Source organism: Flavobacterium poyangense, from assembly GCF_011751075.1.
Lineage (GTDB): Bacteria > Bacteroidota > Bacteroidia > Flavobacteriales > Flavobacteriaceae > Flavobacterium > Flavobacterium poyangense.
Genome location: NZ_JAALLN010000008.1, coordinates 178,095 through 197,093 on the forward strand (window position 1 = coordinate 178,095; position 18,999 = coordinate 197,093).

Consider the following 18,999-nt stretch of genomic DNA (forward strand, 5'->3'; position numbering starts at 1 on the left):
GATTAAATTTTATAGTATGCAAATTATAGTTCTACTTCGTCAAGATATTCAACCTGATAATTCAGGTTGTCTGAGTTGGATAATCCCTGTTGAAAAGTTATAATTTCACTTTCAAAAGTTAAAGGAGCAGTAACCCCATCAAATCTCTTGGTCGCAACACAAATTAACTTACCACTTTTTCCATTTAAGGCTGGTGGTATAAAAAAGAGATCCTTTGATTCTAAAGTTCTGATTATTGGAATCTGTTGCCCTGTGCCTTCAAGTTTTATATACCAGCTAAAACTATAATCCCCTTTGCCACTAACCTTTTGAAGCACGGATGCTCTATCAAACTTATACCCCCCTACTGACACATAAAGACTGGCATAATATTCTAACAGATAAGGATATGTTATAAAAGAAGGAAGCGGAAGAAGAACAAAAGGGTTGTCTTTATGGATACCTCCTGTTGGTCTCGGATAATTAAACAACGGATGCAAACTTGGAGTAGTAATACCGGTCCATGTAAAATTAGTTGGCAACCACGCAGGAACCGGAATAGTATACGATTGATATTTTTCGACTGCTATCTTAAAATCAGGTACTACTACAACGCCATTATTTATTGTCCAAGGAGTATCTTTCCAGAATCCCGGATCGATAGGTGTTGAAGTGTTTCCTCCACCATTTACCAATGTTCTGTTGCAGGCATCACCCGAATACTTATTATCAACACCTATTTTATATGGTGCTGGTACGTCATCATAATCGTGAAGACCACTTTTTAAAGTCATTAAATTACTTTTTACCACATAAGTCACTGTTTTTCGAATAGGTTCCTGACCCACATAACCGGAAGTTATTTTCGCCGAACAAACAATTTTGCCATAAGTTCCATCAAGACATTTTGGTATAAAAAATACATTAGCATGTTCGCGAACCTTCGGAAGTTCGATTTTCTCTCCATCAACTTCCATCCACCATACAAGTTCTACCACTCTGTTTGGTCCTTGAAATTTAGGATTATCCAACCCGACAAGTTCAAAACTATTACCTGATCTTTCTGCATAGTAATTACAGGTATATTCTTCTAAAGGATAAGGAAGATTTAATACCTTGTACTCATTTGGTAATGGATGATAACCCGGTTGAAAATCTACTCCTATCTGAGGAGGATTTGGAAAATAGAAATTCTCATGAAGATTCAGAACCCCTTTGCCTTTATAATCAGCACCATAAGGCAATTTGGCTTCCCAATCTATACCTCTACCGCAAGCTACAGGAGTTTTATAGGACTTGAAGTCGCCAATTTTCACCCATAAATCAGCATCACCTGAAGAACTGCCACCTGAATTTCCACCGCCATCGGTACCACCAACACCGCCATCAGACGGAATTATTGCATCCTGACAATTATTACGTTGACCGCTATAGCCATAACAGTATTCTTCAATAATATTTTGGTCCTGATCTTTAATTCTCTTTAAACGATTTAAATCATCATATTCATAGGATAACGCTACACCTCTTGGGTCTATTACATTTGCAATACCAATCAATGGCTTATAAACATAAGAGCTTACCATCGCATCTTTTAAACCAGTTCTTATTTTCTGCATTTCATTTTTTAACGCTACTTCATTATAAGCTTGCAGATACTCAAGGGTTTCTGTAGCGGTCTTACCCAACGAAATCATTACTTCCGCATAAGTAGCATTTTCGATCTTAGCAATTAGTTTGGTATAATTGTACCCCCAAAGATAAACGGTGTGGGTATCCTCTTTTTTAGACACTTCTGTTACATTTCCTAACTTATCGTAGGCATGAAATTGCATTTTGTCTTCATATACGTTTGAAGCTGTTTGCGCTCCCTTAATTGCTTGTACAGTAGTTGGCAAAATCAGGGTTTTAGCCCCTTTAACAAAAGTATTATAGGTAATAACCTGACTGTTGAGATCTTCTGTCACATTGTTTGTCTTACGTGTTGTTTTTACCACTACCGGTTCAGCAATTCTATTAAGCCCAACCAAACTGCTCATTATAGTAGTTGTAAAATTATGAGGGTAACTTGTCTCTTTAATTAAAGAAACTACAGCCCCCGATTCATTGACAACAGTTTCCATCGATTTTGGCAAAGTGTATACCGGGTCATAAGTAGTCGAACTACTACTTAAAACTTTATTTTGACCGTAGTTTGTTGTAGTTTTAGTTTCGTTGGTTAAATTTCTACTGGAATAAATTTTCGGATAAAATGCAAAATCAGGTTCTATTGGCTCAAATCCTCCCGCTTCCTGAGGAAAAACTTCTGCTCTGGAAATCCCTACTTTCTCGTTAATAGGATTACTAAAAATATCATACTTATAACCGTTTTTGGTTTCCTCAACTAAGTTATTTGTCTTATCAAATTTTCTAATACTTTTTAATTTCCCAACTAATAATTCTGTATTATTATTACTTGGAAGACGCCATCCGTTTTTAAAACCAAACTCAACCTTTTTCGCATCATATGTTTGATGCGTAAAAAACGTTTCCTCAACAGGAAAATCTTTTCTGGTCGAAAATACCTTTTCTACATATCCGTTATCTGCATTTTCTTTTATCAAAACTCTCGAATATCCTACATTTGATCCTTCTATAATATCGAAATCTGCTTTGGAATTTGTAAAGGTAAAAAGTGTAAGTCCGCTTTGTTGCGTATACTGTGAAATTCCTAAATAAGCAGTTGCCAAATTTTCATCACCGACATTAGCTATTCCGAGCAAAGGTAAACTATTTAATATTCCAGAAGAATTGTTGTCGGCATCCAAATAATTATATTTCTTTACCTGCAGAGCGCCTTTGCTATCAATTAATTTATGTAAAGAAACTCTTAGACCACCCGATACAACATTTCGTCCGGCTGCATAAAAATCATTTAATTCGTATTCAAATTCCTCACTTCCTCCCGTTGGGTATTGTACTTTATTAATAATACCAGCCTTAGTGTAAGGTAATGAAGGTTCCAAAGATCTTCCACTTGTCTTAAAAGCGAAACTATCTAAAAAAATAGGAAACGGAGAAAAAGAAAGTTCTTTTTTATTAGGCAAATAATACAATTGCGGAGGAGGCAAAAGACAGGTTCCACAAACAGAAGAATCATTGTTGTTTCCGTTTAAAACCGGGCCATTTGCATACCCTAGATAATCTGTTATAAAAGCGCCTCTTTCCGGAAGTTTTACGTCTTCATTATAAAAAAATCTGTGGGGAGGTATCGCCACATTATTCTTTCCTGTTTCCTGTATCTGTAAAAGTCTTAATCTTTTGCAAGTAGGCTCATTACAGTTATTATTGGATGTGATATAATCGTACTCAAACGTTACTGTTTTTATTATACTATTATTGATGTCTTTGATTATAATTCTTGACAAAGCATAATCTCCCGGAAGATCTTTTCGGGCTACTTCATACTTAAATTCTACCGATCCTTCAGCATAAGTTATTTTACTTATTCGGTTTAAGTTAGGATACCTAATTTCTGTAGATCTTAGATTTCTTGTAAGCTGATTACCACTAAGATTTGTTACTTCATAACTCGATGTTTTTCTATATTCGGGATAACTTATAGCATATTTTTCATATTCAAATGAAACTTCATTTCCCTTAAAATCTTTTATTTTACTAAGTTTATAAGCCATTACTTCCTGAGAGGTCATATCTCTGCTCGATTGCTTCAAAACATAAGAATTATAAATATCCCGATTAACATATTGATTAACATCTAATTGATCAAAAATATACTGGGTACCGCTTATATTCGTAATATCCACTTTACTAATACCTTGCATTCTCCTTGCCGGTCCTCCATCAAACAATACTAGATCATTCTGAAATTTAATATTATCTCTAAATTCCGGGAAGAGAGAAATTATCGGTGTTTGATTTATAGTTTGACCTGCATCTTGCTTTACATTAGTTGAAATTTTATTCCCCTGTGCCGCGATTTCCATCACAGAACCATCTTTTCTATGTGTAAATGAGGTGTTTAGTCCCGGCGCATTTGCATAAAACACATCGGGAGATAAATCTTTACTTACAGAAGGCAAATTCATGTCGTTTACCGTATAAACTTTATCAATACTTGTTGCTCCTAAATCGTAATATTTGTTTAACGAAATATTTTGACTTTGCATAAGCCAACCCACCTCTTTAAGTTTAAAACCTTGTACACCAGCTGTTCCAAGATTAGTAAATTTTAATTTAGGATTGTTCACATCGTATGGCAAATTCCCTTCAATACCAACTTTAAAATCTTCTATTCCTTTTATAACTTTTGTGACTATTCCCCCAGCATTTAAAGACCAATTTTGCCCGACATTTGATGCCGTTTCATCAACCTTAATACCTGTAGCTGAATAATTTAATTCTATTGGAACACTAATTTGCCCGATCTGTATTTGATAAATTGGAATATTAATACTTGCAGAACCTGTATACTCTGAAACATTTGAGAAATTAACCTTTCCAAGTCCAGCTACATTTGGAGTACTGATTTTTGGAGTAAAGATTTCGTTATAAAGTAAATCATTAACTTTTGGCGGCTGGTTACTACCTCCCGGAACTTGTGCCTGAAAATTGGCACTAAAGCAAAAAAATAAAAGAACAAATAGACAATGGTAATAACTTTTCATGAACAGGCAAATAAATTAAATAGGAGTATTTTTTGTATTTTAGGCAAAAATAGTATTTTTTTTATCAATTAATTAAGATAAAATAATGCTTTAGTAGTTGTTTTTCTTTTATCTATCAATTATAATCATCACATTTATCTAAAAAAAAGATACCATTCCGTAACACTTTGATTAAAAAAAAACATTTTCTAAACTTACTATTTTTCATAGTGTGATATAAAAACAAAAAAGCCATTTCAAAACTTGAAACGGCTTTTATGCTTATGTCCTAAAAAAACTAAATCCCGGCAATAGCTTTAATCTCGTCAATAATTCGAAGTGCCAAAACATCTGCGGCTTCCTGAGACGGAGCTTCTGTGTAAATACGAATAATAGGTTCTGTATTTGATTTTCTTAAATGTACCCATTCGGTTGCAAAATCAATTTTTACACCATCGATTGTTGAAATATCTTCGTTTTTATATTTTTCTGTCATGGCTACTAAAATCGCATCAACATCAATTTGTGGTGTTAACTCAATTTTATTTTTGCTCATATAATATTCCGGATAGGAAGCTCTCAATGCTGAAGCTGACATTTTTTTATTGGCTAAGTGTGTCAAAAATAAAGCAACCCCAACCAAACTGTCACGTCCGTAATGCGATTCCGGATAGATAATTCCACCGTTGCCTTCACCACCGATAATGGCGTTGTTTTTTTTCATTAATGCTACTACATTCACCTCACCTACTGCACTGGCTTCGTAGTTTCCTTTGTGTGCATTTGTTACATCACGTAAAGCACGTGAAGAAGACATGTTTGACACGGTATTCCCCGGAGTTTTACTCAATACATAATCAGCACAAGCTACCAAAGTATATTCTTCTCCAAACATTTCTCCGTCTTCGCTGATAAAAGCTAATCTGTCAACATCCGGATCGACTACAACTCCTAAATGTGCTTTTTCCTTTACCACCAATTCAGAAATGTCCGTTAAATGCTCTTTTAAAGGTTCCGGGTTGTGTGGGAAATGTCCGTTTGGTTCGCAGTATAATTTTACGACTTCAACGCCCATTAATTCTAATAATTTTGGGATGATGATTCCACCGGAAGAGTTTACTCCATCAACTACTACCTTAAATTTTGCCGCTTTTACTGCTTCAACATCTACCAAAGGCAAATTTAAAACCTCGTCGATGTGAATATCCATATAGGCATCGTTAATCGTAATTTCACCTAAATTATCAACATCTGAAAAATCGAAAGCTTCAGCCTCTGCAATTTCCAGAATTTTAGCTCCTTCGGCTCCACTTAAAAACTCTCCTTTTTCATTTAATAATTTCAAGGCATTCCATTGTTTTGGATTATGAGAGGCCGTCAAAATAATTCCTCCATCTGCTTTTTCAAGAGGAACAGCCACTTCTACAGTTGGTGTAGTTGAAAGTCCCAGATCAATTACATTAATTCCTAAACCTATTAAGGTATTTACTACCAAATTATGAATCATCGGGCCTGAAATTCTGGCATCACGACCAATTACTACCGTTAATTTTTCTTTTGAAGTATTATTTTTAAGAAAGGTTCCGTAAGCCGAAGCAAACTTTACGGCATCAACAGGAGTCAGGTTGTCCCCTACTTTTCCTCCAATGGTTCCACGGATACCTGAGATAGATTTTATTAAAGTCATTTTTTTGAGATATGGTTATTAGTTACAAATATAAAAAAGTTGCTGAGTAACTAAGGTGCTGAGTTGCTAAGATTTTTAAAATAATAATGAAGTACTCCACTGGAAATAATTTATTTTCTTTGTTTTAGCCTTCTACGAATAAACAACAAAAGTATTTTTCTTACTTTTAAAAAAGCTCCTTATTTTCTAAAAACCGAATATTTTAATTTACATCCTAATAGAATTTATTTAGTATAGACTTCATTTTATAACAAAATGATTTAAAAAAGTTTTTATACATTTACTAAAATAACGTACCATCTTCGAAACATCGAAATGGTACTAACTCAAAAAGGCATGAATTTCCTAGCACACATTTATCTGTCAGGAGACAATGATTTAATAAAAATTGGCAATTTCATGGCCGATGGGATTCGGGGAAAACAATTTGAACATTTTCCCGAAGAGGTACAAAAAGGAATTATTTTGCACCGATCGATTGATACCTACACCGATTCGCATGCTATTTTCAGACAGAGTACTAAACGGCTACACGAAAAATACCATCATTATTCGGGTGTGATTGTAGATATTGTATATGATCATTTTTTAGCTAAAAACTGGACAAAATATTCGGATGAAAAACTGGAGACTTTCGTAAATCGATTCTATAGATCATTACACGAAAATTACGATATTCTCACTGAAAAAACGCAGGATTTAATGCCTTATATGATTCAGAGAAACTGGCTATTAAGCTATCAGACTGTCGAAGGAATTCATCAGATTTTAACCCAAATGGACCGACGATCTAAAAACGAATCAAAAATGCAGTATGCCAGCGCCGAATTAAAAGAATTTTATTCTGAATTCGAACAAGAATTCACCCTCTTTTTTGAGGATATTAAAGAACATTCAAAACAAAAATTACTCTTATTATGAGAAAAGTTACCTTACTGTTTACCTTATTATATATTAGCTGCTCAGCGCAACAAACGCAACCCAAACCAACCGGATTAGTAGTTACAAAAGCGATGGTAGTTTCTGCCCGTGAAGAAGCATCAAAAATAGGTGTCGAAATCATGAAAAAAGGCGGAAATGCTTACGATGCCATGGTGGGTACCGAATTGGCACTGGCTGTAGCTTTTCCGTTTGCAGGAAATATTGGTGGTGGCGGGTTTATGGTTTATCGTAAAGCAAATGGCGAAGTCGGATCGTTAGACTATCGTGAAAAAGCACCATTGGCAGCCACAAAAGATATGTTTCTGGATAAAGACGGCAACGTAATTAAAGGTAAAAGTACTGAAACCGCTCTTGCAATTGGTGTACCGGGTACCGTTGCGGGTGTTTTTGCCGTTCATAAAAAATTAGGTACAATGCCTATGTCTGAAATTTTAAAGCCTGTAATTGCTCTTGCGGAAAGAGGTGTGGTTGTCACACAAAAACAAGAGAAAAACCTAAAAAATTATCGTGAAAGCATCCTCAAAGTAAATGGGGATCAAACACTTTTTGCAGCAAATTTCAAAGAGAATGACACTATTAAATATTCCGCTTTGGCGAAAACCTTAAAAAGGATTCAAAAAAATGGAAGAAATGAATTCTATAAAGGAGAAACTGCCAAAATTTTGGTCGATTATCTTCAGAAAAAAGGAGGAATTATAACCCTTGAAGATCTAGCAAAATACGAGGCAAAATGGAGAAAACCACTTCAATTTACCTATAAAGATTTAAAACTTACTTCTATGGCACCACCAAGCAGTGGTGGAATTTGTCTGGCGCAAATTTTAAAAATGATCGAGCCTTATGATTTGTCTAAATTGGGACATAACTCCGATCAGTCCATTCAGATTATAGTTGAAGCCGAAAGAAGAGCTTATGCCGACAGAAGCCATTATTTGGGGGATCCGGATTTTGTAAAAGTTCCGGTCAAAGCCTTAATGAACGATTCTTATTTAAAAGACAGAATGTCTACTTTTAATCCGGAAAAAGCCAGTTTATCTTCTGAAATAAAAGAAGGAAAAGTAACGTATAACGAAAGTACTGAAACAACACATTACTCGATTGTAGATCAATTTGGAAATGCTGTTGCTGCGACTACAACGCTTAACGACGCCTACGGCTCTAAATACTTTTGTGATGACTTAGGTTTCTTTCTAAATAATGAAATGGATGACTTTAGTGCTAAACCGGGATCTCCAAATATGTTTGGTTTGGTAGGAAATGAGGCCAACAGTATTGCGCCGGGAAAACGAATGTTAAGTTCTATGACCCCAACCATTGTGGAGAAAAACGGCAAACTATTCATGGTAGTTGGTACACCGGGCGGTTCTACGATCATAACTTCTGTTTTGCAAACCATTCTAAATGTTTACGAATACAACTTAAGTATGCAGGAAGCTGTAAACGCACCTCGTTTTCATCATCAGTGGTTACCTGATCTTATTACTTTTGAACCTGAGACTTTTGATACGAAAACCATAGACAAACTAAAAGCGAAAAATTATCTGATCAACGAAAAATCAACTCCAATTATTGGCAAAGTCGACGCGATTTTGGTGCTCCCAAATAAAAATCTCGAGGGTGGCGCTGACTTCCGTGGTGATGATAAAGCGGCCGGGTTTTAATTTAGTTCTCTTTTTTTTCCGGTTTTTTAAAGATTATAACTTAAATTTGTAGTATCCGTAATTTTTAAAACAGAATGCTAAAAAAATATTTCAGAAGACTAGAAAGCATAATTGCTTTGGGACAATCCTTAATGACACCAAAGCAATTTATTTTTTTATCAAGTGTTTTAATCGGTATTTCCTGTGCTCTTGCGGTAATTGTTTTAAAAACATTTGCCCACAGCGTTTTTTCATTTGCTACGTATATCAATGGGATTCTGAAACTGAGTTTCATCAATAGTTTGCTTCCTATTGTCGGAATTTTACTAACCGTTTTGGTTGTCAAAAAAGTATTGAGCGGAACCATTCAAAAAGGAACTTCTCAAATACTTTATGCGGTTGCCAAGAAAGCGAGTATCATTCCTAAAAAACAAATGTATGCGCAAATTGTTACCAGTTCCTTAACCGTTGGTCTTGGTGGTTCTGCCGGACTGGAAAGTCCAATCGTGATAACCGGTGCGGCGTTTGGTTCTAATTTTGCTCAAAATTACAGACTTCCTTATAAAGATCGAACCTTACTTATTGGTTGTGGTGTTGCTGCGGGAATTTCGGCAGCATTTAACGCACCAATTGCAGGGGTACTTTTTGCGATTGAAGTTTTATTGGTCGATGTGAGTATTTCTGCTTTCACTCCTATTATGATTTCAGCCGCAACCGGTGCGATTGTATCTGCTATTTTATTGGACGAAAGTATTTTATTGTCTTTTAAACAACAAGAGACTTTCAACTATCACAATACTCCTTTTTATGTAATTCTCGGAATACTAACCGGTCTTGCTGCTATTTATTATTCCCGAAACTTCCAGAGAATTGAGCATTATTTTTCAAAGTTGGAAATGGGTCCTTACAAAAAAGCATTGGTAGGCTCTTCTATGTTAGCCATTCTGATATTTATCTTCCCTACTCTGTTTGGAGAGGGTTACGAAAGTATTAAAACCTTATCGGAAAGTGATCCGGGAAAATTACTCGACAATACATTATTTAGTGAATACCGAAACAATAATTGGGTTTTACTCCTATTTGTTGGATGTACGTTTATGATAAAAGTCCTGGCTTCAGGTCTTACCATTGGTAGTGGCGGAAATGGTGGAAACTTTGCTCCTGCCTTATTTTTAGGTTCTTATTTGGGGTATTTTTTCTCTAAGCTGGTTAATATGACGGGACTTACCAACCTTCCGGTCAGTAATTTTACCATGGTTGGAATGTCAGGTATCCTGAGTGGTTTGTTTCACGCGCCACTAACAGCCATTTTCTTAATCGCAGAAATAACGGGAGGTTACGGATTAATGATTCCGTTGATGATTATATCTTCCATTAGTTTTGCTATTTCCAAAAGATTCGAAAAACACTCACTCGATGTAAAAGGATTGGCTAAAAAAGGACATGCTTTTACCAGCAATAAAGATTCAAATATATTATCGACACTGGATATCAATTCGATCATTCAAACTGATTATTTAACAGTACATCCTGAGGAAAATTTAACCAAATTAGTAGATCTTATCTCGCACTCTAATCAGGTTGTTTTTGCTGTTGTGAATAACGACAGAGATCTTGTTGGTGTGGTTCATTTTAATGATATTCGGGAAATTATCTTTAATAGTTACCGTGTAAAATACACCTTGATTAAAGATGTCATGAAAACTCCAATTGCAACCATTTCTTCTTATGACAGCATGGAAATTGTCATGAGCAAGTTTGAAAAAACCAAAACAGCTTTTATACCCGTACTTCGAAATGAAAAATATTATGGTTTCATTTCCAAATCTATAGCACTTGAAGCCTATAGAACCAAACTACGGGCCATGACTATCGAGTAATCTTATTATCGGATAAGTTAAAAAATTTTTATATCCGATAATAAGAAGTACCTTTGTGGAGTTTTGTGGGATATAGACTTAACATATAGAAACGAATTTGAATCAACCTTTGAACGGTTGTATCAGAAAAGGCAGGACTTGCAAACTGGCAGACCCTTGCCCAACATTGCTTTGCACAAAATCCGTGAAAGCCTTTCTTTAGAATGGACCTATAATTCCAATAGTATTGAAGGGAATACAATGAGTCTTCGGGAAACTCAAATGGTTATTCAGGAAGGAATGACTATTAAAGGAAAATCCTTAAGAGAACACTTTGAAACCCATAACCACGATAAGGCTATTGACTACCTATATACTATTGTTGATGATACTTACAAACTCAGAAGCATTGATATACTTTCTATACATGGGTTAGTTTTGCGGTCGATCGAAGATGATTTTGCAGGACGTTTGCGCAATGGTGGTGTGCGTATTTCCGGCGCCAATTTTATGCCTCCAAATGCAAATAGAGTTTCCGATTATCTCGACGAACTAATAGATTTTATTAATAGAAATCCATTAGGACTTAACGATATAGAGCTTGCCACTGTTTACCATCATAAACTGGTCTGGATACATCCGTTTTTCGATGGTAATGGGCGTACAGTACGTCTGAGCATGAATTTATTATTGATGCGCTGTGGGTTTCCACCTGCCATTATTCTTAAAAATGACAGGAAAAAATATTATGAAGCCCTTAATCAGGCTAATACCGGAAACTATCAAAAACTAGTTCTTTTGATGTGTCAGGCACTAGAACGTACGCTCAATATTTATCTGAATGCAATGCCGGATAGTGACAACAACTTTCAGAAAATTGCAGATATTGTTAGTGAACCACAGACTCCTTATGGTCAGGAATATGTAAGCCTATTGGCCAGAACAGGTAAAATAGATGCTTATAAAGAAGGCCGAAACTGGTATACTACCAAAGAAGCCATAGAAGAATATATGGCAACCCGAAAAAGAAAACGCTAATTTATATTAGCGTTTTTTGTTACAATTTATAACATAAACTTCTGCTACGTAGTACAAAAAGAACAAATCAAAATGGTAACTTTGCTTTTTGCTCAAATTTATGTTAGAAAAAGACAATACTATTGAAGTTCTCGGCGCAAGAGTTCACAATCTAAAAAATATCGATATTTCTATTCCGCGTGAAAAACTGGTCGTGATTACCGGTTTATCGGGTTCGGGAAAATCATCTTTGGCATTTGACACAATCTATGCCGAAGGACAGCGTCGTTATGTAGAAACTTTTTCGGCTTATGCCAGACAGTTTCTTGGTGGCTTAGAACGTCCCGATGTTGATAAAATCGACGGGCTTTCGCCTGTAATTGCTATTGAACAAAAAACAACCAGTAAAAGTCCGCGTTCTACCGTCGGAACTATTACTGAAATATACGATTTTTTAAGACTACTATACGCTCGTGGAGCAGATGCATACAGCTACAACACGGGTGAAAAAATGGTTTCGTATTCTGACGATCAAATTAAAGATTTGATTATTCAGGATTTTACCGGAAAACGTATCAATATTCTTGCTCCGGTTATTAAAGCCAGAAAAGGACATTATGCCGAATTATTCCAACAAATTACAAAACAGGGATTTCTAAAAGTTCGTGTTAATGGCGAAGTACAGGATTTGGTTTCGGGAATGAAATTAGACCGATACAAAACCCATGACATTGAAATTGTAGTAGACCGAATGCTAATTGAAGACACCGCCGACAATCAAAAACGACTGGCAGAAAGCATCAATACAGCCATGCATCATGGTGAAGATGTTTTAATGATTTTAGACCAGGACACCAACGAAGTCCGTTACTTCAGTAGAAATTTAATGTGTCCGTCAACGGGTATTTCTTATCAAAATCCGGAGCCCAACTTATTCTCTTTCAACTCCCCGAAAGGAGCTTGTCCGCATTGTAATGGCTTGGGAACCGTACACGAAATCAATATTAAAAAGATTGTTCCAAATCCTAAACTATCCATTAAAGCTGGTGGATTTGCTCCACTTGGCGAATACAAATCTTCCTGGATTTTTAAGCAATTAGAAGTTATTGGAGAAAAATTCAATTTTAAAATAACCGATCCGATCGAGAAGATTCCGGAAGAAGCAATGACCATGATTTTACATGGCGGAAAAGATAAATTTACTATCAATTCAAAAGATCTGGGCGTTACACGTGATTACAAAATTGATTTTGAAGGTATTTCAAATTTCATCAAAAATCAATACGACGAAAGTCCGTCCACTACAATAAAACGTTGGGCCAAAGATTTCATGGACGAAGTAAACTGTCCGGTTTGTGAAGGTTCACGTTTGAAAAAAGAAGCTTTGTTCTTTAAAATCGACACGAAAAATATCACCGAATTGTGTGATATGGACATCTCTGATCTAACAGCATGGTTCTTAGATTTAGAAAATCATTTAACAGACAAGCAACTGTTAATTGCTTCCGAAGTAGTTAAAGAAATCAAAGACCGTCTAAATTTCTTAATGAATGTCGGCCTGAATTATCTGGCTCTTAGTCGAAGTTCCAAATCACTTTCGGGTGGTGAAGCACAACGTATTCGTCTGGCAACGCAAATTGGTTCGCAACTGGTTGGTGTCTTGTACATATTAGACGAGCCAAGTATTGGTTTACATCAGAGAGATAACGAAAAATTAATCCATTCGCTAGAACAATTACGCGATATTGGAAATTCAGTTATTGTAGTCGAACACGACAAAGACATGATCGAAACAGCTGATTATGTAATTGATATTGGTCCAAAAGCCGGAAAATATGGTGGCGAAATTATCAGTATCGGAACTCCGAAAGAAACTTTGGCGTCTGACACCATTACTGCTCAATATCTGAATGGTAAAATGAAACTGGAAATCCCAAAAGAAAGACGCAAAGGAAACGGTAAGTTCTTAAAACTTTCAGGAGCAACAGGAAACAACCTAAAAAATGTTACCATTGAAGTTCCTTTAGGGCAACTAATTTGCGTAACCGGAGTTTCAGGAAGCGGAAAATCGACTTTGATAAACGAGACCCTCTACCCGATTCTAAACGCGTATTACTTTAATGGAGTAAAAAAACCACAGGCTTACAAAAAAATAGAAGGTCTGGAACATATTGACAAAGTAATTGATATTGACCAGAGTCCGATTGGAAGAACCCCACGCTCAAATCCTGCGACTTATACCGAAGTTTTCACAGAAATTAGAAATCTGTTTACGATGACTTCTGAAAGTATGATCCGCGGATATAAAGCCGGACGTTTTAGTTTTAACGTAAAAGGCGGACGCTGCGAAACCTGTGAAGGTTCAGGTGTAAGAACTATTGAAATGAACTTTTTACCGGACGTTTATGTGGAATGCGAAACTTGCCAAGGAAAACGTTTTAACAGAGAAACTTTAGAGATTCGATACAAAGGAAAATCCATATCGGATGTATTAAATATGACAGTCGATGAAGCTGTTCCTTTCTTCGAAAACATTCCAAAAATTCACAGAAAAGTAAAAACAATTCAGGATGTCGGTTTGGGTTATATCACACTTGGGCAACAAAGTACAACGCTTTCGGGTGGCGAAGCACAACGTATCAAACTAGCAGGAGAATTATCTAAAAAAGATACCGGAAATACTTTTTACATCCTTGACGAACCTACAACAGGTTTACATTTTGAAGACATCAGAGTCCTGATGGACGTAATCAACAAATTGGTTGATAAAGGAAACACCATTCTGGTAATCGAACATAATATGGACGTTATCAAACTGGCCGATTATATCATAGACATTGGTCCTGAAGGCGGAAAAGGTGGGGGAGAACTTATTGCAAAAGGAACACCTGAAAAAGTAGTAAAAAGCAAAAAAAGTTATACGGCTAAGTTTCTAAAAAAAGAGCTTGCCTGATATTTCAATTAAAATTATTGCAATAACGCATCGAACAACAATTACCCTAATTAATTGATAATGAACAACGAATTTAAAAATCATTCGTTCAATTATTTTTTTTAGGTTAATAAATGCGTTTTTTTGTTACCACTCTCAAAAAAAGAGTTAATTTAGTACGCCTTTTTAATTAAATTTTTCAACTTTAATCTTCATAAAAGACAAAGTTGAACCAAAAATTAATGCCCTAGCTCCAGCGAAAGAGGAAATCTTATTGCTTTCATCCCTACCCATTGGAAGATTGCAAAAGACAAAGAGGAACAACAGGAACGAGCTCCTGAAAACAATTAATAATACAAAAAATGAGATTAGAAGATTTTGACAACGATGAGGATAAAGTAATCCAGGATCGTTTGAAGCAAAAAACGTGGAATGAAATCAGAACAAATGACAGCTGGGCGATTTTTAAAATCATGGCTGAATTTGTAAATGGATATGAAAGCATGGGACGTATTGGTCCATGCGTATCGATTTTTGGATCTGCAAGAACAAAACCGGAGGATAAATATTATTTACTGGCAGAAAAAATTGCTTTTAAAATCAGTAAAGCAGGTTACGGTGTAATCACAGGAGGTGGTCCCGGAATAATGGAAGCCGGAAACAAAGGCGCACATTTAGGCGGTGGAACTTCTGTAGGTTTGAATATCGAATTGCCTTTTGAGCAACATTTCAACCCTTATATCGATCACGATAAAAACCTAAATTTTGATTACTTTTTTGTTAGAAAAGTAATGTTTGTAAAATATTCTCAAGGTTTCGTAGTAATGCCGGGAGGTTTTGGAACTTTAGACGAAATGTTTGAAGCGATCACCTTAATACAAACAAAAAAGATTGGGAAATTTCCAATTATACTGGTTGGAGTTGAATTCTGGTCAGGATTGATCGAATGGGTAAAAACTGTTTTGGTTGAGAAAATGCATACTGTGAGTCCGGAAGATTTAAACTTATTCAAAATCGTAGACACTGAAGATGAAGTAGTTGATGTTTTGGATAAATTCTATAAGAAATACGACTTGAGTCCGAATTTCTAGTTGTTTAAACCATATAAGTAATGTAAGCTCATTTAAGAAAGAGGCTTAAAAAGTTCATTTTAATCCTTTGAGGGTAATATATAAAAGAAATACATTTATATTACATACCCAAACTATTCGGATTCAAATAATTGAAAATTAAATATTTAAAAAATAATCACGTCTAACGGGTTAATTTTACATGAACTTACATCACTTTTATGGTTAAAATTTATTACGTAATGCAAAAAAAATGAAGCTGTTTTCTTAAACAGCTTTTTTTTATACTATTTTTACAAAAGCCAGAATAATTCTAAGCAAGTAAATTAAAGAAACAGCCAAAACAAATTTAAGCCAATTTGAGATCATTTTATAACAGTATCTTCTTCGTTTTCATTTTATTGAGTTCAATAAAACAATATGCGCAACATCAGTCTAAGATGGAAGTTGCCGTGAATCTTGAACTAAAAACTTTAAACGTAAAACAAGATATTATTTTTCATAACACTTCAAATGATACTTTAGACTCGATTGTTTTAAATGACTGGAACAATGCTTTCTCCGGCAAAAACACACCACTAGCCAGACGTTTTTCCGATGAATTTTATCGTGGTTTTCACTTAGCCAAAGCCGAAGAAAGAGGAAACACTACCATTCTAAATTTAGTAGATGCCAACGACATGGCTTTTGAATGGGAAAGAACCGAAAGAAATCCTGACTTCATTGTAGTAAAGCTAAAACAAAAACTGCTTCCGAATCAAAAAACAGAAATCCACCTTACTTATATAGCCAAGATTCCAAGCGATAAATTTACCCATTACGGCTTTGATCAAAATGGTGGAATGAACCTGAAAAACTGGTTTATAAGTCCCGCACGATTTGAAAATCATACTTTTACAAAATACAACAATTTCAATCTGGACGACATTGCAAATGCAACCAGTGATTATGAAGTTGCAATAAAAATTCCAAATACTTACTCGATTACAACCGATTTAAATTCGATTGCTAAAGATCTTACAAACCCGCAATCAACCACCTATACTTTTTCGGGAACTAACAGAACTGACTTTAATCTGTTTATCGAAAAGCAAAATAGCTTCAAAAGTTATGAAAATGGTTCAATTGAAATTCTTTCCAATTTAAAAAACAAAAAAATCAGCGACATTCAGAAAGCGCTTATCATAAATAAAGTTGTCACTTTTGCAAATACCTTTATCGGCAATTATCCACATCAAAAAATTACGGTTTCGCAGACCGATTATGACCGAAATCCTTTTTACGGGTTAAATCAATTGCCGTCTTTTATTAGTCCGTTTTCAGATGAATTTATCTTTGAAATTACATTCTTAAAAACATATCTGAACAACTACCTAAAGAACAGTCTGCGTTTAGACTTCAGAAAAGACAACTGGATTCGCGATGGAATTCAAATTTATGCCATGATGAAATACATGGATGAAAATCATCAGGATCAAAAAATGCTTGGAAGTCTTTCGAGCATGAGACTCTTTAAAAGTTACAATATTGCCAACCTGACTTTTAACGAGCAATACAGTTATTACTATATGTTAATGGCCAGAAAAAATCTGGATCAGCCTCTTGGTAACCCAAAAAATACCTTAATAAAGTTCAACGAACAAATTGCAAGTAAATACCGGGCAGGTTTAAGTTTAAGCTACTTAGACAATTATTTAAATCACAACATTGTTCCAAAAAGTGTTCAGCAATTTTATGAATTAAACAAAAACCAACAGGTTAGCCGATTTGATTTTGAAAAAATAGTAACTCAAAACAGTAAAAAAAATATCGATTGGTTCTTTACGACCATCATCGATTCCCGCGACATTATCGATTATAAATTTTCGAATGTTACCAGGACTAAAGACAGCATTCAATTTTCAATACGAAACAGAACAGGTGTTTTTGTTCCTATTCCGGTTTACGGAATTAAAAGAAACGACATTGTTTTCAAGAAATGGATTGAACCAAAAAACAATGACTCTATCTATCATATTGACAGAAACAAAGCCGATAAAATAGTTCTGAATTACGACAATGAGGTTCCCGAATACAACTTAAGAAACAACTGGAAATCGCTGAAAAGTCTGGTTATCACAAATCGTCCTATAAAATTTAATTTTGCAAAAGATCTTGAAGATCCTTACTACAATCAGATTTTATATGTTCCGACGCTTACTTATAATTATTATGATGGTTTTACACCCGGAATGCGTTTTCACAACAAAACCATACTAGACAAACCCTTTACTTTTGACATTAATCCGGCCTATTCTATTAATGCGGGTACTATATCCGGTTCTTCTGCTTTTTCGTTGAATCATTATTACAGAAACAGCACACTTTATAATGTCCGATATTCTATTAGTCAAAATTACTTTCACTATGCACCCGATGCGACTTATTTCAGGCTAAATCCGATGGTACAGCTTAGAATTCGCGAAGAAAATTTCAGAGACAATAGAAAGCAGCTTATTCTGGTACGTCAGGTAATTGTAAATCGTGAAGCCAGTAAATACATTACTGATAATTCGAATCCGAATTATTCTGTTTTCAACGCTCGTTATATGAACACCAAGACAGAATTGGTAGATCATTTTAGTTTTATGACCGATGTTCAATTTTCAGGTGGATTCGGAAAACTGGCCGGAGAAGTTGAATACCGAAGATTATTTGAGAATAACCGCAAGCTGAACTTACGTGTCTATGCCGGAAGCTTCTTGTACAATCACACCAATTCTGATTATTTTAGTTTTGGATTAGACAGACCAACAGACTATATGTTTGATTATAATTTTTTAGGAAGATCTGAGAGCACCGGAATTTTCAGCCAACAATATGTCATAGCCGAAGGTGGTTTTAAGTCTAAAATAGAACCACGATACGCCAATCAATGGATGGCGACTTTAAATGCCAGTTATTCGCTTTGGGATTGGATTGAAGCTTATGGAGACATTGGTTTTATGCAAAATAAACACCAAAATGCAAAATTTGCCTACGATAGCGGAATCCGTTTAAACTTAGTTCCGGACTACTTCGAATTGTATTTTCCGATCTATTCGAACAATGGTTGGGAGGTTGCGCAAAAAAATTACGACGAAAAAATACGATTTGTTGTTACTTTTTCTCCTAAAACATTAGTCAATCTTTTTACCCGAAAATGGTTTTAATTGAATAAATTTTAAACAAAAACATAAATTATTACC

Annotated in this window: 9 protein-coding genes; 7 read left to right on the top strand and 2 right to left on the bottom strand. The window is 35.2% G+C overall.

Annotation, left to right across the window (positions count from 1 at the left end; translation table 11 throughout):
* Window positions 1–23: 23 nt before the first annotated feature.
* Window positions 24–4,646, bottom strand: a complete 4,623-nt coding sequence (locus G3A47_RS14330) for a hypothetical protein (RefSeq protein ID WP_166923481.1) — start codon at window positions 4,644–4,646, stop codon at window positions 24–26.
* 277 nt (window positions 4,647–4,923) lie between these two features.
* Window positions 4,924–6,312, bottom strand: a complete 1,389-nt coding sequence (glmM, locus tag G3A47_RS14335; protein WP_166923483.1) for a phosphoglucosamine mutase — start codon at window positions 6,310–6,312, stop codon at window positions 4,924–4,926.
* 336 nt (window positions 6,313–6,648) lie between these two features.
* Here glmM and G3A47_RS14340 point away from each other — a divergent pair, with 336 nt between their 5' ends.
* The 7 genes from G3A47_RS14340 to G3A47_RS14370 all read left to right on the top strand — a co-directional run bounded on the left by G3A47_RS14340 (window position 6,649) and on the right by G3A47_RS14370 (window position 18,963).
* A complete protein-coding gene (locus tag G3A47_RS14340) occupies window positions 6,649–7,233 on the top strand; it encodes an acyl carrier protein phosphodiesterase (RefSeq protein WP_166923485.1) in 585 nt (194 codons plus the stop codon).
* Window positions 7,230–8,915 carry a gamma-glutamyltransferase gene (gene ggt / locus G3A47_RS14345; protein ID WP_166923487.1) on the top strand — a complete coding sequence of 562 codons (1,686 nt, stop codon included), beginning with the start codon at window positions 7,230–7,232 and terminating at the stop codon, window positions 8,913–8,915. The genes G3A47_RS14340 and ggt overlap by 4 nt, the downstream gene beginning before the upstream one ends.
* A 74-nt stretch (window positions 8,916–8,989) precedes the next feature.
* Window positions 8,990–10,774, top strand: coding sequence for a chloride channel protein (locus G3A47_RS14350; RefSeq protein WP_166923489.1), 1,785 nt, complete (start codon window positions 8,990–8,992; stop codon window positions 10,772–10,774).
* Between the two features lie 63 nt (window positions 10,775–10,837).
* On the top strand, window positions 10,838–11,791 hold the full coding sequence (locus tag G3A47_RS14355; RefSeq protein ID WP_166923491.1) for a Fic family protein: 954 nt from the start codon (window positions 10,838–10,840) through the stop codon (window positions 11,789–11,791).
* 100 nt (window positions 11,792–11,891) lie between these two features.
* Window positions 11,892–14,723, top strand: coding sequence for an excinuclease ABC subunit UvrA (uvrA, locus tag G3A47_RS14360; protein WP_166923493.1), 2,832 nt, complete (start codon window positions 11,892–11,894; stop codon window positions 14,721–14,723).
* 341 nt (window positions 14,724–15,064) lie between these two features.
* A complete protein-coding gene (locus tag G3A47_RS14365; RefSeq protein ID WP_166923495.1) occupies window positions 15,065–15,793 on the top strand; it encodes an LOG family protein in 729 nt (242 codons plus the stop codon).
* 419 nt (window positions 15,794–16,212) lie between these two features.
* Window positions 16,213–18,963 (top strand): M1 family metallopeptidase, encoded by a 2,751-nt coding sequence (locus G3A47_RS14370; protein ID WP_166923572.1) that lies wholly within the window; start codon window positions 16,213–16,215, stop codon window positions 18,961–18,963.
* Window positions 18,964–18,999: the final 36 nt, after the last annotated feature.